At 39.1% G+C, this 26,748-nt stretch carries 25 protein-coding genes and 1 other RNA gene; 17 read left to right on the top strand and 9 right to left on the bottom strand.

Annotated elements, in window-relative coordinates:
* The first annotated feature begins 420 nt into the window (after positions 1–420).
* The 3 genes from H5162_RS18760 (at position 421) to H5162_RS18750 (ending at position 1,612) form a co-directional block, all read left to right on the top strand.
* Positions 421–582, top strand: a complete 162-nt coding sequence (locus H5162_RS18760; RefSeq protein WP_182759561.1) for a hypothetical protein — start codon at positions 421–423, stop codon at positions 580–582.
* A 133-nt stretch (positions 583–715) separates the two neighbouring features.
* A complete protein-coding gene (locus tag H5162_RS18755; protein ID WP_182779293.1) occupies positions 716–1,255 on the top strand; it encodes a hypothetical protein in 540 nt (179 codons plus the stop codon).
* A gap of 198 nt (positions 1,256–1,453) precedes the next feature.
* Positions 1,454–1,612, top strand: coding sequence for a hypothetical protein (locus H5162_RS18750; RefSeq protein ID WP_182731471.1), 159 nt, complete (start codon positions 1,454–1,456; stop codon positions 1,610–1,612).
* On the opposite strand, the gene H5162_RS18745 is transcribed toward H5162_RS18750, so the two are convergent.
* The 5 genes from H5162_RS18745 to H5162_RS18725 form a co-directional block, all read right to left on the bottom strand.
* A complete protein-coding gene (locus H5162_RS18745) occupies positions 1,613–2,287 on the bottom strand; it encodes a hypothetical protein (protein WP_182734668.1) in 675 nt (224 codons plus the stop codon). It lies immediately after the preceding gene.
* A gap of 71 nt (positions 2,288–2,358) precedes the next feature.
* A complete protein-coding gene (locus H5162_RS18740; RefSeq protein WP_182779292.1) occupies positions 2,359–3,267 on the bottom strand; it encodes a histone deacetylase in 909 nt (302 codons plus the stop codon).
* 66 nt (positions 3,268–3,333) lie between these two features.
* Positions 3,334–3,696: a PilZ domain-containing protein gene (locus H5162_RS18735; protein WP_182779291.1), complete on the bottom strand. Its 363-nt coding sequence runs from the start codon at positions 3,694–3,696 to the stop codon at positions 3,334–3,336.
* Between the two features lie 325 nt (positions 3,697–4,021).
* On the bottom strand, positions 4,022–5,695 hold the full coding sequence (gene ettA / locus H5162_RS18730) for an energy-dependent translational throttle protein EttA (RefSeq protein ID WP_145241364.1): 1,674 nt from the start codon (positions 5,693–5,695) through the stop codon (positions 4,022–4,024).
* 93 nt (positions 5,696–5,788) lie between these two features.
* On the bottom strand, positions 5,789–6,688 hold the full coding sequence (locus H5162_RS18725) for a DMT family transporter (protein ID WP_182779290.1): 900 nt from the start codon (positions 6,686–6,688) through the stop codon (positions 5,789–5,791).
* A gap of 167 nt (positions 6,689–6,855) precedes the next feature.
* Here H5162_RS18725 and metA point away from each other — a divergent pair, with 167 nt between their 5' ends.
* From metA to H5162_RS18705, 4 genes are all read left to right on the top strand, one after another.
* Positions 6,856–7,803, top strand: coding sequence for a homoserine O-succinyltransferase (metA, locus tag H5162_RS18720; protein WP_149982020.1), 948 nt, complete (start codon positions 6,856–6,858; stop codon positions 7,801–7,803).
* Entirely contained in the window at positions 7,793–8,860 is a 1,068-nt protein-coding gene (locus tag H5162_RS18715; RefSeq protein ID WP_182734663.1) for a homocysteine S-methyltransferase family protein, read from the top strand. The genes metA and H5162_RS18715 overlap by 11 nt, the downstream gene beginning before the upstream one ends.
* A 10-nt stretch (positions 8,861–8,870) precedes the next feature.
* Positions 8,871–11,501 carry a methionine synthase gene (metH, locus tag H5162_RS18710; RefSeq protein ID WP_182719161.1) on the top strand — a complete coding sequence of 877 codons (2,631 nt, stop codon included), beginning with the start codon at positions 8,871–8,873 and terminating at the stop codon, positions 11,499–11,501.
* A gap of 326 nt (positions 11,502–11,827) precedes the next feature.
* A complete protein-coding gene (locus tag H5162_RS18705; RefSeq protein ID WP_182759558.1) occupies positions 11,828–12,586 on the top strand; it encodes a hypothetical protein in 759 nt (252 codons plus the stop codon).
* Between the two features lie 64 nt (positions 12,587–12,650).
* Here H5162_RS18705 and H5162_RS18700 read toward each other — a convergent pair whose 3' ends face one another.
* Complete coding sequence (locus tag H5162_RS18700) at positions 12,651–12,818, bottom strand: hypothetical protein (RefSeq protein ID WP_310736440.1); 168 nt, start codon at positions 12,816–12,818, stop codon at positions 12,651–12,653.
* Between the two features lie 211 nt (positions 12,819–13,029).
* On the opposite strand from H5162_RS18700, the gene H5162_RS18695 reads away from it, so the two are divergent.
* On the top strand, positions 13,030–16,137 hold the full coding sequence (locus tag H5162_RS18695; protein WP_182779289.1) for a VCBS repeat-containing protein: 3,108 nt from the start codon (positions 13,030–13,032) through the stop codon (positions 16,135–16,137).
* A gap of 64 nt (positions 16,138–16,201) precedes the next feature.
* Here H5162_RS18695 and H5162_RS18690 read toward each other — a convergent pair whose 3' ends face one another.
* Positions 16,202–16,399: a CsbD family protein gene (locus tag H5162_RS18690; RefSeq protein WP_145241378.1), complete on the bottom strand. Its 198-nt coding sequence runs from the start codon at positions 16,397–16,399 to the stop codon at positions 16,202–16,204.
* A 332-nt stretch (positions 16,400–16,731) separates the two neighbouring features.
* Entirely contained in the window at positions 16,732–17,364 is a 633-nt protein-coding gene (locus H5162_RS18685; RefSeq protein WP_182731463.1) for an RpiB/LacA/LacB family sugar-phosphate isomerase, read from the bottom strand.
* A 391-nt stretch (positions 17,365–17,755) separates the two neighbouring features.
* On the opposite strand from H5162_RS18685, the gene H5162_RS18680 reads away from it, so the two are divergent.
* The 8 genes from H5162_RS18680 (at position 17,756) to H5162_RS18645 (ending at position 25,637) form a co-directional block, all read left to right on the top strand.
* The gene (locus tag H5162_RS18680) at positions 17,756–19,507 is read left to right on the top strand and encodes a DUF5666 domain-containing protein (RefSeq protein WP_182734659.1); all 1,752 of its coding nucleotides are present in this window, start codon (positions 17,756–17,758) and stop codon (positions 19,505–19,507) included.
* Between the two features lie 60 nt (positions 19,508–19,567).
* The gene (locus H5162_RS18675) at positions 19,568–20,062 is read left to right on the top strand and encodes a LuxR C-terminal-related transcriptional regulator (protein WP_257324018.1); all 495 of its coding nucleotides are present in this window, start codon (positions 19,568–19,570) and stop codon (positions 20,060–20,062) included.
* A 175-nt stretch (positions 20,063–20,237) separates the two neighbouring features.
* Positions 20,238–22,661 carry an ATP-dependent helicase HrpB gene (hrpB, locus tag H5162_RS18670; RefSeq protein WP_182779288.1) on the top strand — a complete coding sequence of 808 codons (2,424 nt, stop codon included), beginning with the start codon at positions 20,238–20,240 and terminating at the stop codon, positions 22,659–22,661.
* A gap of 114 nt (positions 22,662–22,775) precedes the next feature.
* On the top strand, positions 22,776–23,120 hold the full coding sequence (locus H5162_RS18665) for a 5-carboxymethyl-2-hydroxymuconate Delta-isomerase (RefSeq protein ID WP_182731460.1): 345 nt from the start codon (positions 22,776–22,778) through the stop codon (positions 23,118–23,120).
* 120 nt (positions 23,121–23,240) lie between these two features.
* Positions 23,241–23,654 carry a DUF4019 domain-containing protein gene (locus H5162_RS18660; protein WP_145241388.1) on the top strand — a complete coding sequence of 138 codons (414 nt, stop codon included), beginning with the start codon at positions 23,241–23,243 and terminating at the stop codon, positions 23,652–23,654.
* Positions 23,655–24,069: 415 nt separating this feature from the next.
* A complete protein-coding gene (bamE, locus tag H5162_RS18655; protein WP_145241390.1) occupies positions 24,070–24,432 on the top strand; it encodes an outer membrane protein assembly factor BamE in 363 nt (120 codons plus the stop codon).
* Positions 24,433–24,878: 446 nt separating this feature from the next.
* Complete coding sequence (locus tag H5162_RS18650) at positions 24,879–25,346, top strand: nuclear transport factor 2 family protein (protein WP_145241905.1); 468 nt, start codon at positions 24,879–24,881, stop codon at positions 25,344–25,346.
* Positions 25,347–25,445: 99 nt separating this feature from the next.
* Positions 25,446–25,637, top strand: coding sequence for a DUF3185 family protein (locus H5162_RS18645; protein ID WP_182731459.1), 192 nt, complete (start codon positions 25,446–25,448; stop codon positions 25,635–25,637).
* Between the two features lie 138 nt (positions 25,638–25,775).
* Here H5162_RS18645 and ssrS read toward each other — a convergent pair.
* A non-coding RNA gene (gene ssrS / locus H5162_RS18640) (6S RNA) lies at positions 25,776–25,959 on the bottom strand.
* Between the two features lie 194 nt (positions 25,960–26,153).
* Here ssrS and H5162_RS18635 point away from each other — a divergent pair.
* Entirely contained in the window at positions 26,154–26,717 is a 564-nt protein-coding gene (locus H5162_RS18635; protein ID WP_145241895.1) for a UPF0149 family protein, read from the top strand.
* Positions 26,718–26,748: the final 31 nt, after the last annotated feature.

Here is a 26,748-nt window from a genome sequence, read left to right as displayed (position 1 = left end):
CATTAGAAAGTTCCGGTTAAGCAGGCAGCTGTGTTTTCTTGATCTTTTTATTCAAAAAACCAAGTTTTCTTACTTTTTAAACTCAATTTAAATATGGCTATACATCCAGTAATGACGTCGATTGGCGTGAATATGCACTGTGGCTTGAATAAAGAACGCCATACAAATTAAGGCCCTTGGCTTTCGCCTCAGTTATCTTTTAGTGCCAATGTCAGTCCAGTTTTTGGCAGTGCTTATGCCCTGCGCTATAACAAATCCGTGGTTTATGTTTTCACATAACCAACCCTTTATGGCTCAGACATTGGGGATATCCAACATTTAAAATATGAGCGGTTAACGTGCAGGGAGAGTAGGTTCAGGTCTTTCTTTTAAAAGGCAATATGCAAGACCTGACTCAGCTGGTTCTTGTATAGGAGAGCAATGTTTGATGGCCTTAATAGTGCCGCAGTGGAAGAAGCTATGCCATATGCGACGAGTATATTTGAAGGTGGTATGACCCTAACTGGGGATCTATTAGGTACTACCGCAACCTCAGTCGGGCCTTCCGCGCGCCAAGCAGGGGAGTTTGGAGCGCAACTTTAACGGCGGATCAGTATTATGAGAAATCGCAATCGTTCATGCATTCAATAAATGAAATTGAAAAGTCTTATATAAGGGACGTTGCATCAAAATGCGGGGATACAATGAGATGTTGGTAAGATTATTGATATTACTAATGATAAGTATTTCATCAGTGGCTTTTTCATGTGAAAAAACAATAGAGGCAATAAAACTTATAGAGCTTAATTATGTTACTGGTTTAAAAGTACCGTTCAAACAGTTTCAGATTGAAACGGAATCAAAAGTTTTATTTGAGCGTGACATATTAACGGCCAAAGGGGAGTTTATTAGCAAGGAAAAGATTAATATTGGAGCACGTACTTTTGAAGTACATAATTACCGAAGTGAACGTTATGATATTAGTTATAGTATAGATAAAACACCATCAGTTGAACATGAAGGTAGTCACTTCAATAAGCTGCTTAATTTAATCGATGGCCTTTATAAATTACCTATATGTAGTGCGGACTTTATAGATAACTGGCAGAACTTAGCTGTCACTTTAGAAATTTCAAGTAAACCCAAAGTTCGCTATATTTATGTTGATAAAAAAAACAGACAAGTTGTTTTATTCGAAAATTATGACTGGCACAGTTTTTACCCATCAAAAGATAATACAAAATTAATAACCGGTAGTGGTTACCTAAAAGAATAAATAGAGACAGATATTTCCTTTTTTTTTATCTTTTATTGCGATTAAAGCTTTATTATAAAATTTAAAATAACGTTGTTGGGAGTTTAATATGTTTAAAATTAGTATTTTCTTGTTATGTGTTTTTTTTCAGCGCTGCTAGTTCAGCAGCAATGAAATGGACTGATGATTATTGGCGTGGTGAAGGTGTTGAAGTAGATAATGCAAAACCTTCAACGGGATAACCATTGGATACAATTTCATGGCAGTGATGGACGCTCTTATGTTTACTACTGGGGAGAGCAAGTGATGCCTGATGAACAAGCAAACATGTTTTTCAATGTTATTAACAACATTTCACATATCTCGTTGAGTTTTTAGTCACTTTGACTGCAAACCTTCAACATCAAAATAGAGCGGCTTTAAGGTGCCACAGTTGGCAAATTTATAGGTTAATTCGCTAGCATTTGGGACGCGTTTTGATGTGCGAAATTTTTGCAGACAGGCATTAGTTAAATCTGCAAAAATAAGGTGATTAAAACTCGGTGCTTGGGTTATTTTATGGATATAAATTCGCTCATTATTTTTGAGGGTGATCATGTCGTATTCTTGCCACTGCGATGATTCGTTCAAATCAGTTAATTCCCGCGCATAAAGTAATTTACTCATTACAATAGGTCTATGTTGATAAACCAAACTGCCATCGCGCTGGTAGTGTCCGGCATACACATCTGCCGTAATTGTTAGTTCTTCGCCACGCATTAGCCGTTGAATATTAAATGGTTGTGGTTTGATAGTAATAAGCTCTGCATCACGTACCAGGCTTAAAAAAGCGACATCTGGGTTTTCAATTTGATAAACAACTTGCACATCGTGAGGTAATTTATAAGTCGGTAGGCTAACTGCAAAAATACGCGAGCCTTGATTAACGAGCACCATAGCATGCTCTGCATTGTAAGCTGGGTTAATCGGCGGAAGCTCTTCTTTTACAGCTTCTTCTTCGGCGTTAGCAATACTCGACATAAATGCAAGTAACAAAATAAACAACAGTCGCATAATGATCTCAATAAAGGTATGAATTTAAAGTGTAGTCAAAAATACTGTTTTAGCAGTTTTATACTCTGCTTTTAAAATAGCGCAGCTTGCTCTATAACAATTGCGTGGCGTTTTGCAAGGCGCAAGTGATCTCTGTCATAACCTCCGCCAATCACGCTTGCCACTGGCGTATTGTGCTCAATACAGCGCTTAAACACTAAGTGATCACGTTTTTCAATGCCTTGCCAGCTAACATCAAGCTTACCTAAGCCATCTTGTTGCCAAATATCAACTCCGGCATCATACAGCACTAAATCAGGGTTAAGTTCTCTGAGTAAAAAGCGCAAGGTATCATCAACAACCCCTAAATATTCATCATCTTGCATATTATTAGCTAAACCAATGTCGAGATCGCTGGCGGATTTGCGAAATGGAAAATTCTTTTCACAATGAATCGAGCAGGTATATGCATAAGGTTGGTGTTGTAATATGGCTGCGGTGCCATCGCCTTGGTGTACATCTAAGTCAAAAATCAATACATTGGTCACTTCAGCTGATTGAATCAGCGTTTGAGCAGTAAAGGCTAAGTCGTTGACCATACAATAGCCAGAGCCAAAATCGCTGTGAGCGTGGTGTGTACCGCCGGCTAAATGGCATGCAATGCCGTGCTCAAGAGCTAAGCGCGCAGTTTGCAACGTGCCTTGAGGTGCGGTAAAAGTTCGTGCCATTAATTGTTCAGACCAAGGTAGCCCAATACGACGCATCGCTTTATCATCTAAGCGGTTATGCAATAAATCTTGAATGTAATTATCACAATGTACCAATTCAAGCGCCTCAGGGCTGCCAAGTTGAGGTGTGATTAGGTTGCTATTCGCCAAACCAAGTGCTTTTACTTGTTGGTATAAATGGGCAAATTTACTCATTACAAAACGATGGTTAGGATCAAAGTTAAACGAATAGTTAGGGTGATAAACCAGCGGTAAGTGTTGATTAAGAGCCATAGTCAGATTGCGTTGCGAATTTTCTCTAGGGTAACCTACAGGGCAATTTCAATCCAGTTACTTGCTTTACGCACCATGGATCAAACTCTCAAGTTCACGGTGCAGTAGTGTATCGTCAGCGAGGTTTAACTCAATTAAACGCTTTAAATGGGTAATACTATCTATATCAATATGGGTACATTTTAAACCTATATGTTGCTGTTCGATATGACAAATAGTGACAGTCATCGCGATGATTACTTCACTTTGCGGGAGTTTAAAGGCAAGAATAGCACTACTGTTTTTTGTAAAGTTAAAGTCATTATTGCGACTAACCAGAGCGCCATTTAATGAGATATCGAGCAACTGGCACGGATAACTATGGGAATTATTGGTTAAATGCGCGGGAGTTGAAAATAAAATGCGCGTGTAATGTCGGCGGTTTTCCATCATTATTCCTTGTAGGAGTATTGGGATTAAGTGTAGCCTATTTTTTAGTCAGTATGTGTAATTAATACCAATCGACTTAAATATTTAACCATTCTAGCGAGCTAAATAAAGCGCTAACTGCGTTATAAATTTTTCATGTAGAACAACTACATGTCAAAATTTATGTCTTGTTATCACTCCATTTATCTGTCGCTATAAATGGTCAGTAACTTAACACGATTGGTATAAGCTGAACTCTGGATCGTGAATCTCTGATCTATATTCCAGGTTAATAAAAAAAGCCCCACATAAATGTGGGGCTTAAAATATTTTTAGAACCTAGAACTTAACCTATCTTTTTGTACTTAATACGCTTAGGTTGCGTAGCCGCAGTGCCTAAGGTCTTTTTAAGCCATTCTTCATATTCAGTGTAGTTACCATCGAAGAAGTTAATTTGGCCTTCGTCACGGTAATCAAGAATATGTGTTGCAATACGGTCTAAGAACCAACGGTCATGCGAGATACACATAACGCAGCCTGGGAATTCTAAAATAGCGTTCTCAAGGGCACGTAATGTTTCAACGTCCAAATCATTGGTTGGCTCATCCAGCAGGATAACGTTGCCACCGGCTTTTAATAACTTAGCTAAGTGTAAGCGGTTGCGTTCACCACCTGACAAGTCCTTAACAAATTTTTGCTGATCGTTACCTTTGAAGTTAAAGCGACTAACATAGGCACGGCTTTGGAATTCAAAGTTACCAATTTTTAGTACGTCTTGGCCGTTTGAAATTTCTTGGAAAACAGTATTGCTGTCATCCATATTGCCACGGAACTGATCAACGGTTGCCAGTTCAACCGTTTCACCTAGGTTAATTTCACCGCTGTCTTGTTTGTCTTCACCGCTGAGCATTTTAAACAGCGTTGATTTACCTGCGCCATTGGCACCGATAATGCCAACAATTGCGCCTTTAGGCACAGTAAAGCTTAGATCATCAATTAACACGCGATCGCCAAAGCTTTTCTTCAAGTTTTTAACTTCAATAACTTGATCACCTAAACGTGGTCCAGGTGGAATAAATAGCTCGTTGGTTTCATTACGTTTTTGGTAATCAGACTGCTGCATTTCAGTAAATTGCGACATACGCGCTTTTGACTTAGCTTGACGACCTTTTTGGTTTGAACGTACCCACTCAAGTTCTTGTGCAATTGATTTTTGACGGGCTTTTTCAGACTTTTGCTCTTGCTGCAGGCGCGCATCTTTTTGCTCAAGCCAAGAAGAATAATTACCTTCCCATGGAATACCTTCACCACGGTCAAGCTCTAAGATCCAGCCAGCTACATTATCGAGGAAGTAACGGTCATGGGTTACCGCCACAACAGTGCCTTCGTAATCATGCAAGAAGCGCTCAAGCCATGCTACAGATTCTGCATCTAAGTGGTTAGTCGGCTCATCGAGGATAAGCATATCTGGTTTTTCAAGCAGTAAACGACAGATAGCCACTCGGCGACGCTCACCACCTGACAAGAATTCAATTTTAGCATCCCACTCAGGTAAGCGCAGGGCATCTGCGGCGCGCTCTAATACGTTGTCGATGTTATGACCATCGTGGGCTTGAATAATTGCTTCAAGCTCACCTTGCTCTTTGGCTAGTGCGTCAAAGTCAGCATCTTCCATCGCGTATTCGTTATATACTTCATCAAGACGGTTAAGCGCGTTTTTAACTTCGCTGACTGCTTCTTCCACAGTTTCACGAACCGTTTTGCTTTCATCTAGAATAGGCTCTTGCGGTAAGTAACCAATTTTAGTGCCCGGTTGAGGATATGCCTCACCTTCAAACTCTTGATCAAGGCCGGCCATAATACGTAGCAACGTTGATTTACCAGAACCGTTTAAACCAAGTACACCAATTTTTGCGCCCGGGAAAAAATGCAAAGAAATATCTTTTAAGATAGTGCGCTTAGGTGGCACAACCTTAGATACTCGACTCATCGAGAAAATAAACTTATCAGGTAAAACCATGGAAGGAGCCTTCAAATAATAATAAAAATTTCAATGTTGTATTGTAGTGGCTCACAGGTGAAACAGTCAACGAATCAACCAAATAACAATGTGCTAATTCGCGAGCAATACTCCTACACCGATTAAAGCAAGCAAGCCGCCTATTAACATTTTATTGGTAACGGGCTCGCGCTTTATAAAACCAATGCTCATTACAATTAATGGCGCGGTTGCGAAAATCGTTTGTGCAATGGCTGGATCGGTATATTTAACTGCGCCAAGTTGAAGCCATAAACCAAGAAAAGTGCCTAAAAACACAGCCGCAAAAAACCATTGTTTGCCGCTAATTCCCCTCAGAGTTAGTGCTTGTTTAAATTCACTGCTTTTAAACACTGCAACAACTAAGGCCACAGTCATCGTACCTGCTGCTAATCTAATTAATGCCGCCCATAAGCTACTCATATGCTCATTATTGAGTGCGCCTTTAGACATCACCATACCGAGCGCTTGGCAGATAGCAGCTGCAAGGGCACATAAAACACCTTTGCGATAATGTTGATGATCAACCTGTGGCAATGTTTTTTCAGGCTTGATTGCTATTACTACGCCAATGGTTGTAAGTACAATACCGCACCATGCAAATGGCGATAAATAATGATTTAATAGCAGGATATTAAAAACCCCCACAAGGGCTGGAGCAAGGGACTCAATAACTAACGTGCGAGCAGGGCCAATATTTCGCAGCGCAGTAAAATAGGCGCTATCGCCAATCGCAATCCCAATCACCCCGCCAGCAATTAGCCAAAGCCAGCTTGTCAGATGATGTGGTAGTGCAGCGTCTTGAGTAATAGCAATAGTCGCTAACATCATGGCACTTGCTAACACGCCTTTACTGATGTTTAGCTGCATAGGCGTTAATTGATGGCTAAAACCTTTATATAAAATGGTCGAAAGCGCCCAAACAATAGCTGCTAATATAGCAAAAAGTTCTCCTAAGCCTAGCCAATCAATCACGTTTACCACCTTAAAATACAATCAACAGGCGCATTATGGCGAGCGGTTTTTAGAATGCAAAAGAATAGCTAAAATAAATTCATTTGGACATCTAAACATCTAGAGGTTGAAATTTCCAGCTATCCGTTCATAATTAGCCATTGGTTAATTATGCCTTGGAGATGAGTATGCCTATTACCGTTAAAGATGAATTGCCCGCAATTGCGAAGTTACGTCAAGAAAACGTATTCGTAATGCCAAAAAGCCGCGCTAAAACCCAAGAGATCCGTCCGATGCGCTTGGCGATTTTAAACTTAATGCCTAATAAGGTAGAAACCGAGGTGCAATTTATTCGTTTGCTCGCTAATTCACCCTTACAAGTGAATGTAGAGCTTCTACGTTTAGACACTCATCGCAGCAGTAGCAATTCAGAGCAGCATTTAGACACTTTTTACCGTTATTTCTCTGAAGTAAAAGACAACAATTACGATGCATTACTCATTACCGGCGCACCATTGGCACATTTAGAATATGACGATGTAGCCTACTGGGATGAACTAAAAGTAATTTTAGATTGGGCGGAGCAGCATGTAACCTCAACATTATTTTCGTGTTGGGCGGCTCACGCGGGTTTATTTCATCATTATAATCTAAAGCGTGAACTAAAAGAAAATAAGCTCTGTGGCGTGTTTACCCATAAGTGTTACTTTGAACATGGAGCCTTAACGCGTGGTTTTGACGATACCTTTGTAGTGCCGCACTCGCGTTATGGTCATATTGATATTGAAAAAATTAACGCTTGTGATGACTTAGTTGTGCTGGCAGGTTCAGAGCAAGTAGGCGCTTACTTAATAAAAAATAAATCCGGCAGCCAAGTGTATATTACCGGGCATCCTGAGTATGATGCAGACACTTTAAAAGGCGAATATCAGCGCGATTTAGAAAAAGGCCCTGATGCGCCATTGCCTGAAAATTACTTTCCAGAGAACAACCCAGATAACGAACCGTCGAAAACTTGGCAAAGCCATGCCTTTTTACTGTTTTCGAATTGGTTAAATTATTATGTGTACCAAACCACACCCTATGATATTAATTTAGTTAGCCAAGCCGTAAGGACTAACAACTATGCCGAATAATTTAGAAAACAAAAGCGCCGAGTTAATTGAAGCGTTAAAACAGCGTATTTTAATTCTTGATGGTGCTATGGGTACCATGATCCAAGAACACAAATTAGAAGAACACGATTACCGTGGCGAGCGCTTTAAAGACTGGCATGTGCTAATTAAAGGTAATAATGATTTATTAAGCATTACACAACCAAAAATTATTGCTGATATTCATCGTGGCTTTTTAAGTGCAGGTGCCGATATTATCGAAACCAACACCTTTAATTCGACTACAATTTCGATGGAAGATTACGATATGGCCAGCATCAGCCGTGAAGTAAACTTAGAGTCAGCTAAATTAGCACGCAGTATTTGTGATGAGTTTACTGCTAAAAATCCAGCAAAACCACGCTATGTTGCGGGTGTTTTAGGGCCAACCTCAAAAACCTGTTCAATCTCACCGGATGTGAACGACCCCGGTTATCGCAATGTCACGTTTGATAAGTTAGTCACCGCGTATGTTGAATCAACCCTTGCTTTAATGGAAGGTGGTGTTGATTTAATTTTGATAGAAACAATTTTTGATACGCTTAATGCAAAAGCGGCTTCATTCGCGGTTGAAGAAGCGTTTGAACAAGCAGGGCGCAAGTTGCCTGTGATGATCTCTGGCACCATAACCGATGCCTCGGGCCGTACGCTGTCAGGGCAAACCACCGAAGCATTTTATAATTCTATTCGTCATATAAAGCCAATTTCAATTGGCTTGAACTGCGCGCTAGGTCCAGATTTATTGCGCCAATATGTAGAAGAACTATCGCGTGTTTGCGAAACCTTTGTCTCTGTTCACCCCAATGCTGGTTTACCGAACGAGTTTGGGGAATATGATTTAGAAGCACCTGAAATGGCTCAAGAAATTATCGATTGGGGCAAGTCTGGCTTTATCAATATTGTTGGCGGTTGTTGTGGTACCACACCTGCACACATCAGGGCATTTGCGAAAGGGCTTGAAGGTGTTAAACCTCGCCTATTGCCAGAGCTTGAAGTGCGTATGCGCTTATCAGGCCTTGAAGCGTGTAATTTAAACTAAGGTAGCCGAGATGACACAAAAAATAGCAGTATTTACCAACGTTGGCGAACGTACCAATGTGACCGGCTCAGCCATGTTCAAACGTTTGATCATGGAAGAAGATTACGAGAGTGCGCTTAATGTTGCCCGCGAGCAAGTAGAAAACGGCGCACAGGTTATTGATATCAACATGGATGAAGCCATGCTGGACTCAAAAGCCGCCATGGTGAAATTTTTAAATTTGATTGCCTCCGAGCCTGATATTTCTCGCGTGCCAATTATGGTCGACTCTTCTAAGTGGGAAGTCATTGAAGCGGGCTTAAAGTGTATTCAAGGCAAGGCAATTGTAAACTCAATCTCGCTAAAAGAAGGTGAAGAGCCATTTATTCGCCAAGCTAAAATTATTAAACGTTTTGGCGCCGCTGCAGTGGTTATGGCGTTTGATACCGACGGCCAAGCAGATACAGCCGATCGCAAGTTTGAAATTTGTCAGCGTAGTTACCGCATTTTGGTGGATGAAATTGGCTTTGCGCCAGAAGATATTATTTTCGATCCCAACATCTTTGCGGTAGCAACCGGTATTGAAGAGCACGACAACTACGCAGTTGAATTTATTGAAGGTACACGTCGCATTAAGCAAAACTTGCCACACTGTAAAGTGTCGGGTGGGGTGTCGAATGTATCGTTCTCGTTTCGTGGGAATAACCCCGTGCGAGAGGCTATTCACTCAGTATTTTTATATCACGCAATTCAAGCGGGTATGGATATGGGAATTGTTAATGCAGGGCAACTCGCTGTGTATGATGATATTCCAGCGGAGCTGCGAAAAGCCGTTGAAGACGTTATTTTAAATACCGATCCAGGTGCAGGTGAACGTTTAGTTGAGTTGGCACCTAAATACTCAGGCATGGCACAAGCCGAACGCGTAGAGGATTTAGAATGGCGTACTTGGCCGGTCGAAAAGCGCCTTGAACATGCTCTTGTTAAAGGCATTACTACCTTTATAGATGAAGACACCGAAGAATGCCGTGCTGCTGCCGATAAACCTATTCATGTGATTGAAGGGCCGTTAATGGACGGCATGAATGTGGTAGGCGATTTATTTGGCGCAGGTAAAATGTTCTTACCGCAAGTCGTTAAATCAGCGCGAGTGATGAAGCGCGCAGTGGCCTACCTAGACCCTTACATTGAAGCAGAAAAAGAAGAAGGGGCTACTAACGGTAAAATCGTGATGGCCACCGTTAAAGGTGACGTACATGATATTGGTAAAAATATTGTTGGCGTAGTACTGCAATGTAATAACTATGAAGTTATCGATTTAGGCGTAATGGTGCCTGCAGATAAAATACTGCAAACCGCGATTGATGAAAAAGCCGATATCATTGGTTTATCAGGGCTGATTACACCATCGCTTGATGAAATGGTGCATGTTGCCAAAGAAATGAAGCGCCGTGGTTTTGAACTACCGCTATTGATTGGTGGCGCGACTACCTCAAAAGCGCATACTGCCGTTAAAATCGAGCCACAATATGACAAAGGCGTGGTGTATGTAAATAACGCCAGTCGCGCTGTAGGCGTGGTTTCTAACTTATTGTCGAAAGAGCATAAAGCTGAATTTTTAGCAAAAACCAGCGCTGAATATGTCAAAGTACGCGAGCAGCAAGCACGCAAAAAACCACGTTCAAAACCGGTTACTATTCAACGTGCCCGCGACAACGCCGCCAAGCTTGATTGGGATAATTACACTCCACCGGTGCCGAAAAAGCTGGGCGTGACAGAGTTTAAAAATGTCTCGATAGCCACTTTACGACAATACATAGACTGGACGCCGTACTTTATGACCTGGTCAATCGCTGGTAAATACCCACGTATCATGACCGATGAAGTGGTTGGCGAGCAGGCGCAAAGCTTATTTAAAGACGCTAACGACATGTTAGACGATCTTGAAAAGTCTGGCAGTTTGCAACCGCTTGGCGTAATTGGTTTATTCCCAGCTAATCGCGTGGGTGACGATATTGAAATATACACAGACGAAACTCGCGCTGAACTATTAACCACATCGTGCCATTTACGTCAGCAAACAGAAAAAACCGACTTTGCTAACTACTGCTTAGCTGATTATATCGCCCCGAAAGGCACGCCTGATTACTTTGGTGCATTTGCTGTAACAGGCGGTCTTGAAGAAGACGACTTAGCTGATGCGTTCGATGCACAGCAAGATGACTACAACAAAATAATGGTAAAAGCGGTGGCAGATAGACTCGCCGAAGCCTTTGCTGAGTACTTACACGAACAAGTGCGTAAAGAATATTGGGGTTTTGCCCCAGACGAAAACCTTGCGAATGAAGATCTTATTCGTGAAAACTATCAAGGTATTCGCCCTGCACCCGGTTACCCAGCGTGTCCAGAGCACACTGAGAAGAAGAAAATCTGGCAACTACTCGACACTGAAAAGCGCATTGGCATGCAGCTCACCAGCTCATACGCCATGTGGCCCGGCGCAGCGGTATCAGGCTGGTACTTCTCTCACCCTGAGGCTAAATACTACGCCGTAGCGGCAGTACAAAAGGATCAGGTTGAAGACTACGCTAAACGTACCAACATGACGCTGGAAGAGGCCGAAAGGTGGCTGTCGCCTAATTTGGGGTATGAGCCGGAATAGGGCAGCTTTAAGCGGTAAGTGATAAGTAAAAACGAGTCAAATTAGGCTCGTTTTTTTATGAATAATAATTGTATAAGCTGGTGATTTATTACCTTTGTTTGGTGGAGTTATTCAATGATGCAATTTAAGTCATGTTGGTAGGGGATAAGTCACTAAAATAGCATTATGAATTTATCTAGGCGTAAACTTATAATGATTCGCAACGACTTAAAAGCTGTAATTATAACTGTAGGTATAAGGGGATTGTTTCTTGTCTTTGACTTTTACCTAACGCCTAGTTTCTTTACGTCTCCTTATTAATCAATATTTTAACTAAAGGGCTACACATGAAGTTTCTAAATCTCACTTTACTGTGCTTATCTCTACTTTTCGCATCAAATACGTTTGCGCTTGAGCAGCAGTATCATCAAAATATTTCATCTATTATTGCCGCGTTTAAAGATGATGATAAAGCGGCGGTTGCTGCGCTGGTTAGTTATCCGTTAAAGCGCAGCTATCCAGTGCCTGCTATTAATAATCAAGCTGAGTTAGTCGAACGTTTCGAGCAGGTATTTGATCCGCAGCTGACTGCACAGATTGCTAATTCAAATATCGATACTGACTGGGATAAGGTGGGCTGGCGCGGCATTATGCTAAATAGTGGCATCGTTTGGGTTGATAGCAACGGTAAAATTATCGGTATAAATTACCAAACAGCCAAAGAGCAGTTGCTAGCGAAACGTTTAATAGCAGCTGATAAACAAGCGCTGCCCCCAAGTGTTAATACTTTTGCAGAGCCTATTTTAGATTGGCAAACGGCTAAATTCCGTATTCGTATCGATGACTTAGGGGATGGAAACTTCCGCTATGTATCGTGGAGTATTGATAAAAAACTCAGTGATAAACCAGATATTGTTTTAGTTAATGGCGATATAAAGTTTGACGGTAGCGGTGGTAACCATAGCTACACATTTAACAATGGCCGTTACAGCTATGTATTACAAGTTACAGTGATCGGCTGTGATACCTCGCCACCAGGTTGGCTTGAAGTATACAAAGACGATAAGCGTATTTTGTCTCAGGATATTATAAACACTGGAAGTTAAAAGTTAATTATCTTAGATGCAAAAAAGGGGAGTGTGCTTCCCTTAAATATAGGGCGCTATTTTATTAAATACGCGCTTTAACAAATGCCGCAATTGCATCGTCTTGGCAATGTGTGAAAAAACACTCTTGAAAACGAGCACCGCCAATGGCTTGTTTAATCAGCTCAGGGTCAATGGCTTCAAGTGCGCTTAAGTAATCTTTAGCTACATCTGCTTTTAGTTGATTTAAGATACATATGAATAGTTCGTTACCTATTGGCCATTGAGTTTGGTTTTAAATTTGCGAAGTTATGGTTATGCATTACTCGGTGCTAGCCACTCTTTAACTTTGTTAACCTTTGTTAAATTTTGTTAATAGGTTCTTTATTTTTAAATGTTTGGTTATATAATGCTGGTGCTAATGGATCATTATAATTAAAAATAAAATACAAAGGATTAGGGAATTGATTAAATTATCTTGCTTTACTTTACTCATGATGAGTGCTTATTCAGTAAATGCTACTGATGCAGAACACTTACAAAATACTCAAGAAAATACCTATGGTGATGCTGTTTTAGTTAACGGTCAAAAAATAAATTTTGATAAGTCACACTTCGATAGCTTAACTACAAAAGCTAAATTATCTACACCTTCAAAAAATAATACATCTTTTCAAACTGCTACTAACAACCAAAATATTGAACTTACAAGTGTATTTCGTGATTTCTCATTAGACAACTCTATGGGTCAAAAAGGCTTATATGTTACAGCGCTAACAGGGTTGAATAGTATGCATATTATATCTGCCCAACAGAGCAGCTTTAATATCATTGAATATACGAAGGATGAGTATCAGGTAACAGCTCGTTATGATTTTGACAGCAGTATTCAAGATACAGCACTGTTAAAGGATAATGTGACTGATACCTATTATTTATATGTATTAGAAGGCAAATTTTTAAAAAAGGTTAATTTAGTCACTCAAAAGGTTGAACTAAGCACGGAGCTAACTTTTGATTATTATAATGCTGATTCAGTCGATGCTTTTGATATAAATAATGATGGCAAAGATGAGATTATTGTTTATAGAAACAATGAGCTGTTAGTGCTCAATGCTCTTGATCTGTCTGAGTTAGCAGCACTTAAAAATGCACAGCAAAAATTTGTTCTGGGATCATTTACTCAAGCTAACGTTAAAGAAATCCTATTTAGTGATGGTGCGGTTTTTCGGTTTGAAAATGATACGTTTGTGCTGCATAAACAACTTAATTTAAATGCTAGTGGCGAACACCTGATAGCAGTGGATATAAATAACGATGGCTTAGACGAAGTAATTAATGGGCAGAGTTGGAAAAGCATAGAGATGTTGAGCCCAAGTACAGAAAAAGTTTTGTGGACAGCTCAGAGTGGCCAAGATATTGATAAAGTTATTGTTGCAGACATCAATAAAGACGGCATCGATGATTTAGTTTACGGTGACGGCCAGTGGGGTCAGTTGTACGCGCTTTCACTTACAACTGGTATTGAGTTTTGGAGTATAAAAAATCCTGGACATGGTGTGTCAGGTATTGTCGTTGACGATTTTAACGGTGACGGCAAACAGGATATTGCTTGGGGAGCGGGTTATTCATCTTCAGGTGAAGATGAGTTTCAGATCCATAATGTGGATGATAAAACTAAGCAATGGTCTAAAAAAATTAAGCAATATTCTAATAAATCTTTAGCGCTTGCTGATATCAATAATAATGGAAGTTTAGATGTACTTTACACACTAACTGATAGTAATTCTCTATATGTTGTTGATACAAAAACAAAAACTAGAATTCTTACAAATATTGAGCTGAAAAATGACTGGGATAGTAATACTTTGATTACTACCGCTGATTTATTCAATGACGGTAAAAATTATATAATTTCTGGTAGTTCTGCAATATATGATGCAAATGTTCAGGTTTTTTCTCCTGATAGTGGTGAGGAGATATTTCAAACAAAGCTTGGTAGCGGTGATTATGTCAGTGCGTTAACTGCGTTTGATATCAACAATGATGGCAAGCTAGAAATAATTGTAGGCAATGGTGCTGAACATACCGGCAGTGAAGGGAATTTTTTCAAGGTCTTAAATGGACAAACAGGGGAAGTGTTAAAAATATCGCCCAGTTTGGGTTTTTCTTGGCGTGGAATGAGCTCAATAGTAACTGGAAGCTTTATTAACAATGACAATATCGACATTGTTAGTTTAGTGGATGGTTCTCTAGTTGGTTATGATTATTCTAACAATACCATTATGAAGGTTACCCTAAGCCAAAGCTTTAACGGTTTAGTTAATGTTATTGCTAACGGAGAACAATCTTTAGTAGCGTCTAGCTCTAGTGGGTCGCTGTATAAGGTAGCTTTAAACGGTCAAGAAACATTAATCGCTGAAGTGTGCCAAGGCACTTTAAATAACTTGGTATCAGTAAGAGCGGGATTTGTGCAATATTCGTGTTCAGATCAATTTGGTGAGTACGATTTAGATAATAATACGATTTCATATAGGATCGACAGAGCTAACGAAGCTAGTTGGTTAGCAAGTACGACGTTCAATAATGTTGACTATACACTGTTGTCAGGTAAGTCATTAGAAGTGTTTTCTAACCAAACGGCTGTACCTTTAACTAAACCAGATAATATTAGCTATTCAGGTCACGTGTTATCAAGTATTCAAATAGATTTACCTGTTGCTGATGATATTGATTATGTTGTATTGGATCAAAGACCAACCTTAGGCAAAGTAGAGTTCAGTGATAGGAAAGCGGGATTGTTGACTTATGTTCCTTCTGGAGTTGCAACCGGTACTGATGTGCTTAACTACTATACAGTTAAAGGGCGTGCGCGTTCGGCTGTAGCAAGTTTAACATTAGATTTGACAAATACGGCTCCGGTTGCAAATAACATGACACTGCAAACACATTGGAATACGCCACTTAATTTTAACCTTGAGGGGCTAGATGAAGATGAAGAAAATCTGGTATTTGATATTAAAAATACGCCTGCGCATGGGCAGATTCAGTTAATCGATGCTGCATCTGGGAGTGTTACATTTTCGCCAAGTGGGGAGTCACTTGAGCCAGTGTCAGTAAGCTATACAGTCAGAGATTCTTTAATAGAAACCCAAATACATAATGTAGTTATCGAGTTTAAAAACACGACTCCACAAGCTCAAAATTTAACCTATAAAACGTCTTATAATAGCGAAGTAAATGGCCGTTTTTCAGCACTAGATAATGACGATGATACGATTGAATATGAGCTAGTAACTGAGCCTAATTCAGGGAGTTTTAGCTTTGAAGCTGATACTGGGTTGTTTAAATTAACTCCAACTGAAGAAGAAAGTCATACGATTACTTTTAGCTATATCGCTAAAGATAAGTTTGCTAGCTCTGCGACTCAAACTGTCACCGTGAATGTTGAAGGTAAGCAAGGTGCGCCTTCATCTGAGTCTAGTTCAAGCTCAGGTGGTGGCATCTATTATCTAATTGCATTGCTATCGTTTTCTCTTCTTGGTAGACGCCGACAAATTTATAGAAAATAACTTACTATAGATAAAAAACCGCCAAGTGGCGGTTTTTTCATAAAAGCAGTTGCTATGCTTTAGGTTAATGGCCTTTCTCAAACTCATCAACTTCGCGCTCAGCTTCCTCTTTCGATTTACCGTATGCTTGTTGAATTTTACCAACAAGCTCTTTACGACTACCTTCAATTTTATCTAAATCATCGTTGGTAAGGTCGCCCCATTTACGTTGCGCTTTACCTTTAAGTTCTTTCCAATTACCTTCAATACGATCGCTATTCATAATTTACTCCTTGTATAGATAAGTGATTTTCTTGTCGTGTTCAGTTATTAAAGAGCAAACTCTATACCATGCTAGATATTTATTTTATTTCATTTTAAATCATTGCTTTACGATCTATTCTCTCGGTAGCTATTAGATTGTGTGTTTAATTATTACGTTAATGTGTGTAATTATTACGACCTTGAAAAGTAGGGATTGATTATTAATATTTGTGTGGGAAATTCACTTTTTAGAATTTTCCTTTAACTATTTCATATAAAAAAGCCAATGAAATTTATATATTACATTGGCGTGTGCGTATTAATTAGAGTCAGTACGAATACTGGATATATTTAAATACGCGCTTTAACAAATGCAGCAATTGCGTCGTCTTGGCAATGTGTGAAAAAACACTCTTGAAAACGTGGGCCGCCAATGGCTTGTTTAATCAGCTCAGGATCAATGGCTTCAAGTGCGCTTAAGTAATCTTTAGCTACATCTGCTTTTAGTTGATTTAAAATACCTGCATTTGTTACTTGAGATTCTTTACGCTCTGCAGGATACCCTTGGCCTTTTTCGCCGGTAAATGCTTTTTCGAATATGTATTTAATATTAAGCTCAGCGCCCCAGCCAAAGCCTTTGGCATAGGGTAAAGCGAGTGCATTGCCATTGTTTATTTGCGCAAACAGGTAGGCATCAGATGGGTCAATGCAGTAGCCACATGTTACACCAGGAAATGCATTGCTCGCCATTAACGCGCCTTGGCCAGTACCACAACCGGTAACTACAAAGTCTACCGCTTTTGAGTTGAGCAGTAGGCTTGCAATGATCCCAAGGTGAATATAGGTTAATCGATGATCGTTATCGCCATCCATACCTACATTAAATACTTGGTGATTTTGGGCATTAGCCACAGTGTTAAGCTGTTCAAGTACTGTAGGGTTTTTTGCCGCTTGACTGAATTCGTTCATTAATGCGATTTTCATTTGACTCTACCAATTTTGTTAACGTTGAGTTGATTCTACATACCAATGCTACCGGTGGCAAATGTTGTTGTCTATTACATATTATTACTTATGTAAGTTGCCTGAGAATAATTAGTAACCTATTCGAACTTTGAGTTTTGCTTCCCTTTTTCTAAATAGTGGCTATGCATAACTCGATGTTTTCAGTTTTTTGTTAATTACATAACAGCAGATGTTTTTATTCATTATTGTGGTTACCTTAATCCTAATACCCCTAGCTTGCTTTTTCTTTTATAAAAAACAGCATGTTAAAAACGTAGGTAAAATTACCTATTTACTAAAGCAATAGCTAGGTCAATAGTGTTGTTGAAGTATGTATTCAGTAAATACAATTAACCCTAGGATTATTAGTATGAAAAAAATGAGTAAACATATATTCACTTTAAGCGCACTTACCATATTGACCGCTTGCGGTGGCTCTAATCAAAGTGAACAACCAGACTCTATAGTTGTTAATCCGATAACCCCTCCCGTTTCAATTTCTCCTAAGCTTGTTGTAACACAAGGTACGATCACTGGCTTTGGGAGTATTTATGTTGATGGTATTAAATATAATACTGATACGAGTAATATTAGGAAAAATGGCTTAAACACTCAATTAAGCGCGCTTAGTGTTGGTATGAAAATTAGTTTTTCAGCGCAACAAAATGACTTAGACGAATGGGTTGCGCAAGACGTGGCATACGACACTGAAGTTGAAGGTGTAATTCAAAGTATTGATCGTAACAATAGTCAAATACGGATTGCGAATACAGTTGTTTTTTATAATGATTTAACGCACTTTATTGATACTTCAGAGACATTGATTGGTGTTGGGCAAAGGGTCGAGATAAGCGGCTACCCGCAAGCAGACGGTACTTTTTTAGCGTCATACATTAAAGCCGACACCGATGAAAGTAATGATGGGCATGAATATACCGCTGGGATTGTATCTAATTTAGACGAGGCAACATTACAGTTTACTATTAATGGCGTTGTTATTGATTATAGCTCGGCTGTAATTGATGGCGTATTAGCAAACAATACCTATGTTAAAGTTGAAGGCAATTTAGTTGACGGGGTAATGGTTGCCAATAAGGTTGATGCTAGAACCGTTAAAGAGTCACTTGATATTGATGATGATAGCGTATTACGTTACCAAATAGAGGGGTTAATTACCCAAGTAAGCGCAACATCTATTGGGGTTAATGGGCAAATATTTGACTATGCAAATGATGTTGAGATTGAAGGGGCTGCACTGAATGATTTAACTGTGGGTATGTTTGTTGAGGTTTATGTTAATAACAATTTAGTCACTTCTATCGAATTTAAACAGTCTTCTTATTCATCAGACGGTAAAGTAAAAGGCGTTATAGAAGATATAGACCGTGAAAACAAAACTATCACCGTTAATGCTGTGGTATATGTAATTAATGAATTTAGCCGTTTTGAAGATGATGATGAGCAGTACTTTAGTTTTGCCACTTTAAATATTAATGATTATGTTGAAATTGCCTACCTGCAAACATCACCACTGCCTAGTGTTTTAAAAATTGAAAAAGAAGATCAACACGAATATCAACAAGAATGGGAAATGAAAGGGCAAGTAACTGCAATTTCAAACAATATAATTACGGTTAACGGTGCTGAAATAGTGTTAGTTACTGATGCAAAATACATCATAGATGATGCATTAGTTTCTTTTACAACGTTTTTAAGTCAACTAATTGTTGGAGATCGTGTTGAAGTCGAAGGGCAATACGACACTAATAACTTATTTATTCTTGGTAAGGTTGAACTTGGCCGCAATGATAATGATGGCAGCGACGATGATGGAGGCGATGCAGACCGAGGTGACGATGGTGATGATGACAATGGCAACGATGATAAGCATGTCGGCTATGTTGAATTAGAAGGAACCATTACTCAGCTTTTAACAAATAAGAGCTTTATGCTAAATGGTTACGAAGTGCAGTTATCGGAAAATGCAGAATTAGAGCTAAATGATCGAGATGTAAATTTGATAACTTTTATGGAGGCATTAGCCGTGGGTCGTACCATTGAAGTTGAAGGTCAATGGGTGGAAAATAAATATATCCTTGTTTCTGAAGCTGAGCTAAAGTAAAGAAACGTATTACAATAAATAAAGCCACATTATTGTGGCTTTTTTTATGGCTAGGTAAAAATGATGCATAAAGATAAGTTAATTTCATTCACATTGATTATGATCGTTATTTTTAAGTTGATTGATTTATCAACTGATATTTCAAGCAATATAGAACCTAAGCATATTTGGCAAGAAATCACGCTAATTGCTTTATCGTTAGCATTGTTCGTTTATTTAGTGATTGATATTCATAAGCGCACTATTAATGAAAAGTTAAACTTGGCGCAGTTAAAGGTCTCGAAAGAAAATATAAGGCTTCTTAATCAGCAATTAGAAGACTCTAAAGTCGCATTTTTTAATGAAATTGAAGGGCAGTTCCAAAAGTGGGGATTAACGGCTGCTGAAAAAGAGATTGCACTATTTTTAGTAAAGGGATTATCAACATCAGAGATTGCTAGCATTCGAAATAAATCAGAAAAAACCATTAGTAATCAATCGTCTGCTATTTATAAAAAGGCTGATGTAACTGGCAGGCATGAGCTCGCGGCTCTATTTTTTGAAATGTTGTTGTAAGTTTTTTTAAGTCTTTCATAAATAAAGGTAGTTGCGCTCAGTCGGTTTACTGTTTCAATAATATTTAATTTGATAACACAAAACGCCGATGTGTATTAAATATTAATAGTATCAATCGCTGCCACACAATTGTTTTTTGTTACAATGCTAACAAAGCAATTTAGGATAAATAGCTGTGCTGCCGGTTCAAGACATATATCAACAACTCGTTACTACATTACAAAGTGATCCGATTACCTTACTGCAAGCGCCGCCGGGTGCGGGTAAGTCAACATGGTTACCATTGCAGTTGATGCGCGACGGGCACTTTAAGCACATTGTCATGCTTGAGCCGCGTCGCTTAGCTGCACGTAATATTGCCAACTATTTAGCACAGTGCCAAAACGAAACCGTAGGGCAAAGCGTTGGTTTACGTATCAGGCAGGAAACCAAAGTCAGTGTTAATACCCGCCTTGAAATTGTTACTGAGGGCATGCTCACGCGTATGCTACAAAACGACCCAGAGCTCAGTGGCGTTGACCTACTGATATTTGATGAATTTCATGAGCGCTCTATTGCGGCCGATACCGCATTAGCGTTTGCATTAGAATCTCAAGCTGCACTGCGTGATGATTTAACGATTTTATTGATGTCGGCAACCCTTGATAGCGAACGCTATCAGCAGTTTTTTGATTGTTCAATTATTAGTTCCCACGGGCGTAGCTTTCCCATCGATGAAATTTACATACCCATTAAAGATGAAAGCCGCTGGCTTGACGCTATGGCCAGTATTATCAAACAAGCTTTAGTTGAACAAACAGGCAGTGCGTTAGTTTTTTTGCCCGGTCAATATGAGATCAACCGCGTACAACAAGCGTTGTCAGATTTGCCTGCAAATTGCCATGTAGTTACTCTGTTTGGTGAACAAGATAAAGCATCTCAACAAGCTGCAATTGCCCCTGCGGCCAAAGGTACTCGTAAAGTGGTGCTGACCACCAATGTTGCCGAAACTAGCTTAACCATTGAAGGTATTCGTATTGTGGTTGATAGTGGCAAGCGCCGCGCTGCTAGTTTTAATTTAAAAACTGGCGTTACTGAACTCACCACACAAAGTATTTCTCGCTCATCGGCAATTCAACGAGCTGGGCGGGCTGGGCGTATTGAGCCCGGTGTAGTTTATAGGCTTGGTTCAAAACAAACCTTTGAGCGGCGTAATAGCCATGATGCGCCAGAAATTTTAAGTGCTGATATTAGCCAATTATTATTGGAGGCAAAATTCTGGGGCGCGGAGTTAACTGATCTAAGCTTGTTAGATAGTCCAACAGCACAACAAATACAGCAAGCAACAAAATTACTGCAAATGTTAGAGGCGCTCGATAATAACAATAAATTGACCCCCCTCGGTACACGTATGCTAAGTTTTGGCGCGGATATTCGCCTAGCGCACATGCTAATTAAAGCGCAGCAACTCGAACCTCAGATGCCAGGTATTTATACATTAGCGGCGTATTTAATTGCGTTATTAGAGAGTCGGATTAGCCATGCCGCAGATTTAAGCTTAGCATTACACAGCCAACATGCTCGGCCACATCCGGTATTTAAACAGCAACTGAAATTTTGGTTAAAGCGATTAAAGCTAACTGAAGTACGCGAACTACAAACCACTTATTTGGCTTTGCTGGTGGCGTTTGCTTTTCCTGATCGATTAGCTAAAAAGCGTGGCAATGGTTACTTGCTTGCCAATGGCGCAGGTGCTGAGCTAAACAACGAGCATTGGCATAACGAGGACTACCTTGCAATTGCTTCAATGGGAGGCCAAAAAGGCAGTCGTATTTTTGCAGCTGTTGCGTTTACTCCTGCAGAGATTGAGGATGAACTGACACATTTATTTACTGCACAAACGCGCTATGAATTTGACGAAAAAACAGGGCGCTTTATTCATCAAGATGAAGTCAAACTAGGGGCAATTACAGTTACTAGCCAACCGAGTAAACATCCGCTTGATAAAAGTGAGCGGGCGAAAGCGTGGTTAACTTTATTTCAAAAACAAGGCTTTGAATTATTTAATGAGCAAAGCGACAGTGAGCAGTTACTTATTCGTATGTGTTTAGCCAGTAATTTAGTGCCGGAGCAATTTCCTGTCATCACTAAACAAAGCTTAATCGATGACGCACAGCTTTGGTTAGGTGCTTTTCTGGAAGATATAAAAACCCTCGAACAGTTGAAAAAGTTTAACTACTTTAATGCCTTGCAAAGTTGTTTTAATTGGCAACAACAAAATGCGTTAAATGATTTATTCCCGCTGAGAGTGTCAGTTCCAAGTGGCTCAAATATTCGTATTGAATATCAACTCGACGGCCCTGCAAAACTCAGTGTTCGTATGCAAGAAGTGTACGGCATGACCAGTACGCCAATATTAGCGCAAGGCAAGTTACCCTTATTAATGGAACTACTCTCACCAGCAAGACGACCTTTACAACTAACACAAGATCTTGCTGGCTTTTGGCAAACCAGCTATCGGGAGGTGCAAAAAGAAATGAAAGGTCGTTATCCAAAACACTTTTGGCCTGATAACCCCGCCACCAGTGCGGCTACGAGTAAAGTTAAAAGTAAGATGTGAAGGAGTTAGCAAGGACAAAGTTAGCAAGAGTAAAATTGACTATTAAGCAGTGTTTTATAGTTTAAAAAAAGGTAAGTTAAATACTTATTGACTGCATAAATAAGGAGTTATTTAATGCCACACTTTATTATAGATTGCTCGCAGAGTATCTTGACTCATCATGATGAAGATACCATTAATGAACAAATTCATCACACTGCAAACGCATCGGATTTGTTCGCTGAGCATGAAATTAAAGTCAGAGTAAACCCGTATAATCGTTATTTAGTGGGTAATAAACAGCACGAATTTATTCATGTTTTTGGATATATAATGGAGGGGCGAACGACTGAGCAAAAAGCTGAATTATCAAAAGCGATAGTGACTAAACTTACTCAGATGTTCCCACATATCGACAATATTGCAATGAATGTCAGTGACTTTGAAAAGGCAACATATTGTAATAAAAGCCAGCTTTAAGCAGAACATAGTGAGCGATGCTTCGACAGTGCAGATTGTTTTTTGAAAATCATTTATGGCAAAGTTGAACAGTGATTTTGTGCTTGAGGCAAAATAACTTGATAGAAAAAAGGACTCACCATGAAAAATATAATTGTTGTTTTATGTTTATTTATAAGCACATTAACGTGGTCTCAGACGCTAAGGGTTGTTGATGTATCAACAGAAATCGCCCCTGCGACTAGCTGGTTAGAAGTTGTTGATAGTGGTAAATACGCAAACAGTTGGCAGCAGGCTGGGGCGTTTTTTCAAAAAAATGTACCGCAAGCGCTTTGGGTATCTAAGTTAGAGCAAGTTCGTACGCCGCTAGGTGCTGTTACATCTCGCGAAGGTATCAGTCGTCAAGTGTTAACCTCAATACCGCAACTGCCCGACGGTGATTATGTGATTTTAGAGTTTCAAACTGATTTTGAAAATAAAGCACAGTCGATTGAAACCGTGACATTAAAAAAATCTGCTGAGCAATGGCAAGTGATTGGTTATTTTATCCAGTGAATTAACCTATTATTACTACAGCTGTATTTTTTAACGAAATAAAAAATATAAAATAATTATTAAAAATTGGAGTTTACAAAAATAAAATAATGATAATGACATTTATTGTTGCTGATGTTGCATTAATTTACTTTAGTTGTGGATTGTTGTGCTCTACTAGTGAGTAAGTTATCCAAATGAAATCATGGTATAAAATGGTTGCTATAGTGGGTTGGAAAGTAATATCTAATCATAAGTGGGATTGAAATATTTATAATTATAGTATTTGTTTTTTATTTTATTATACATTTTTACTGATTAATTTTTTATCTTTAATATGTTTCCATTTGGGGTTGATATTTTATTTTTTTTGTTCATAATTAACGCGCTTAATCGCGTTGAAATGGAATTTAAAAGATAATTATTAAGGAATGACATGAAAAAGATATTATTAACAATTGCAATGGCGTTTGTTTTGGCCGCATGTAATAGCACCTCACAAGGCCGTGATTTTGATATGGAAGTTGTAAAAGGCTTCAAAAAAGGCGAAACAACTCAAGAGCAAGTCAAAGAAGCGATTGGCGACCCTATGGGCGTTAATGATATAGGTAATGACGAAGTTGTATGGACATACAGCTACAGCGAAGGTCAAGGCGGTGGTGTAGGCTTTATTCCATACGCAGGCCATGTCGGTGGTTCTCAAAATGAGACAAAGAATGTAACAATCCGTTTTAATGCTAAAGGCATTGTATCAGGTTTATCATTCAATGAATCAGCAGGTAGTTCTTCACACCTATAACTCGTTACTATCTATTTCAACGCATTTCTATTACGGCTGCTTAGCAGTCGTAATACCCCTATTATTTATCCTCTCCCTAAATCAATCACTTTTTTATATTAAATGGTCATTAAGTTTTATATTTATTTTAAAGTAAATTATAGGCTGGTTGTTAGTCTAATGACTTTTTATTTAAATAAGTTATTGAGTGTGTTAATTTTATTATGCATTGAAAGTGCCGGTGAACATTAAAATAATTTAATTAAAAAGGTATGGGTCTTAAGTTGTAGAAGATTCGCTACATGCTTACTGAGATTGTCCAGAACAAGCCAGCCTTTTAGATGATATTTTATAAGAGTATTTTATAAAACCATCCGGCGAAGCGTGATTTATTATAAAAAGACTATACATTTTAGTTTGTTGCTGTTTTGATAGAGTGATAATTAAACACAATGCAAGAGAGCATAATGAAATACGTTACTTTTTTATTGTTAGCTGTTATCGCAACTTTTAACTTACATGCAAAAGACGAAAATAACGAACTAGAAGGACTCGCCCAGCAATATTTTTCCACCATGACGGCAACTCAGGCGCCTAAAGCTAGCAGTAAAGAACTAGAAGCTTTTTTAGCGTTACTCACTGACGATGTTGCTAATCAACACCTACCTTATCAAAGCGATGATTCTCGTTCACCTGACGGTAAGGCCATGATGCGCAAAGGTATGACTTTTTATCTAGGTGCCCACACTGAATATGAAGCAAAGTTACTTGATACTTTCATATTTAATAATACCGCGATTGCGATTCGTTACACGCAACACGCGAAAGGTGTGCACCCGCAAAACAAGCAACTGATTGAATACACCCAAACGTTGATGGATGTTCTGGAAATTGAAAACGGTAAGATTGCGGTGATCCGTAAATACCATGAGTAATTTTTAAATAGCGGTGTGAAGGTTATTTTTAGTTTTGCTTTAATCAATACCTTAGCGTACTTTTAGAGATTACCTTTGTTAGCTTTAATAGGAATTAAAATGAATAAAGTAATTGGTATTGTGTTGATCTGTATTGGAGTTGCACTGGCTTTTTGGGGTTATGACGTTTATGACTCTGCAAGTGCGCAAATTACGCGAACTTTTAGTGGTGATACACCCATTGAGGCTTGGGCTGGAATGGTCGGTGGTGTTGTCTGTATCGTATTGGGTGCGCTGAGAGTTAAAAATTAACAGTAACTGATTCTTTTAAGATAGATGATCTAACTTGAAGAACTACTTACATTTACGATGGTATTAAATACTTTTGGCTCATATTATTATTAATGGTTTAAAGCACAACAGCAGATAGTATAAAAGAAGGTAAGAAAGGTGTTCCCCAAGTATGCGGCACTCGGTGTCAGTCCTGAAACCATAAGGTCTCAGGGCGGGAATCTGCGGTTTGCCGTAGGCTTCTCGGTACATGCCGAGCTTGCACAATAGCAGACGAACAGAAACCCTAACATAAAATTTATCGGCTCAGGGACTTAACCAAGCTCCAACACCCTAGGGAACAAATTCAGTATATAAGACATAAGCCAATCCTTACACCCCAAATTCAAAATAATTATACTGTTCGAGTGATTTTCCAGCACTGGTAACTGGCTATTTACTTTTCGGATTGCTTTTTGACCTCAATCATACTTTTCATTGGAGTTGCTATTTATCGAGTGGTAGCATTGACTTAATTAGCCAAGCGAAGATCTCAGCATGAACGAATTACCAGATTACCAACAAGCCCAATTACTATTGGAAAAAAACGAAATATTTGTCACTCCTTCAGAAGCACACGGCGTGATCAGTGGATTATTAGCCTGCGGCTTGAGTATTGAAGCCAAAGAATACTTAGGCTTATTAAGCGATGTGTTTAATGATGGCCAAGCATTTAGCCATGATCTGAAAGAATTTTTTGCCATTATTTATAAGCAAGTTGTAGAAAGCTTTAACAACGAAGAGTTTCAATTTGATTTATTTTTACCAAGTGATGACGAAACCTTAGTAGATCAAGCGAATGGTTTAGTGTCATGGGTCGCTGGGTTTATGCTTGGTTTTGGCTTAAAGCAAAAAGATTATGGCAAGTTATCAGCTGATGTAAAAGAAGTGATCAGTGATTTTAGTGAAATTACGCGTTTAGATACCATGTTTGATGAAACCGAAGAAGACAGCCAAGCATTGCACGAAGTAATTGAATATGTGCGAGTTTCTGCGCTGTTGTGTTTTGCTGAACTTGGTCAAGAGCAAGCGCCAAAAAGCACTAAAAAAACACTTCACTAAGTTAAAATTAACAGTATAAACAGGGTTTATA

This window comes from Pseudoalteromonas sp. SR41-8 (assembly GCF_014163915.1).
GTDB lineage: Bacteria > Pseudomonadota > Gammaproteobacteria > Enterobacterales > Alteromonadaceae > Pseudoalteromonas > Pseudoalteromonas rhizosphaerae.
The sequence above is the reverse complement of the archived record's forward strand: the minus strand, read 5'-3'. Positions and strand labels throughout refer to the sequence as shown.

What these genes read in the sequence shown, in the direction of transcription:
- H5162_RS18760 (WP_182759561.1), top strand. Translation starts at nt 421, where the DNA reads ATGTTTGATGGCCTTAATAGTGCCGCAGTGGAAGAAGCTATGCCATAT.
- H5162_RS18755 (WP_182779293.1), top strand. Translation starts at nt 716, where the DNA reads ATGATAAGTATTTCATCAGTGGCTTTTTCATGTGAAAAAACAATAGAG.
- H5162_RS18750 (WP_182731471.1), top strand. Translation starts at nt 1,454, where the DNA reads ATGCAAAACCTTCAACGGGATAACCATTGGATACAATTTCATGGCAGT.
- H5162_RS18745 (WP_182734668.1), bottom strand. Translation starts at nt 2,287, where the DNA reads ATGCGACTGTTGTTTATTTTGTTACTTGCATTTATGTCGAGTATTGCT.
- H5162_RS18740 (WP_182779292.1), bottom strand. Translation starts at nt 3,267, where the DNA reads ATGGCTCTTAATCAACACTTACCGCTGGTTTATCACCCTAACTATTCG.
- H5162_RS18735 (WP_182779291.1), bottom strand. Translation starts at nt 3,696, where the DNA reads ATGGAAAACCGCCGACATTACACGCGCATTTTATTTTCAACTCCCGCG.
- ettA (WP_145241364.1), bottom strand. Translation starts at nt 5,695, where the DNA reads ATGGTTTTACCTGATAAGTTTATTTTCTCGATGAGTCGAGTATCTAAG.
- metA (WP_149982020.1), top strand. Translation starts at nt 6,856, where the DNA reads ATGCCTATTACCGTTAAAGATGAATTGCCCGCAATTGCGAAGTTACGT.
- H5162_RS18715 (WP_182734663.1), top strand. Translation starts at nt 7,793, where the DNA reads ATGCCGAATAATTTAGAAAACAAAAGCGCCGAGTTAATTGAAGCGTTA.
- metH (WP_182719161.1), top strand. Translation starts at nt 8,871, where the DNA reads ATGACACAAAAAATAGCAGTATTTACCAACGTTGGCGAACGTACCAAT.
- H5162_RS18705 (WP_182759558.1), top strand. Translation starts at nt 11,828, where the DNA reads ATGAAGTTTCTAAATCTCACTTTACTGTGCTTATCTCTACTTTTCGCA.
- H5162_RS18690 (WP_145241378.1), bottom strand. Translation starts at nt 16,399, where the DNA reads ATGAATAGCGATCGTATTGAAGGTAATTGGAAAGAACTTAAAGGTAAA.
- H5162_RS18685 (WP_182731463.1), bottom strand. Translation starts at nt 17,364, where the DNA reads ATGAAAATCGCATTAATGAACGAATTCAGTCAAGCGGCAAAAAACCCT.
- H5162_RS18680 (WP_182734659.1), top strand. Translation starts at nt 17,756, where the DNA reads ATGAAAAAAATGAGTAAACATATATTCACTTTAAGCGCACTTACCATA.
- H5162_RS18675 (WP_257324018.1), top strand. Translation starts at nt 19,568, where the DNA reads ATGATGCATAAAGATAAGTTAATTTCATTCACATTGATTATGATCGTT.
- H5162_RS18665 (WP_182731460.1), top strand. Translation starts at nt 22,776, where the DNA reads ATGCCACACTTTATTATAGATTGCTCGCAGAGTATCTTGACTCATCAT.
- H5162_RS18660 (WP_145241388.1), top strand. Translation starts at nt 23,241, where the DNA reads ATGAAAAATATAATTGTTGTTTTATGTTTATTTATAAGCACATTAACG.
- bamE (WP_145241390.1), top strand. Translation starts at nt 24,070, where the DNA reads ATGAAAAAGATATTATTAACAATTGCAATGGCGTTTGTTTTGGCCGCA.
- H5162_RS18650 (WP_145241905.1), top strand. Translation starts at nt 24,879, where the DNA reads ATGAAATACGTTACTTTTTTATTGTTAGCTGTTATCGCAACTTTTAAC.
- H5162_RS18645 (WP_182731459.1), top strand. Translation starts at nt 25,446, where the DNA reads ATGAATAAAGTAATTGGTATTGTGTTGATCTGTATTGGAGTTGCACTG.
- H5162_RS18635 (WP_145241895.1), top strand. Translation starts at nt 26,154, where the DNA reads ATGAACGAATTACCAGATTACCAACAAGCCCAATTACTATTGGAAAAA.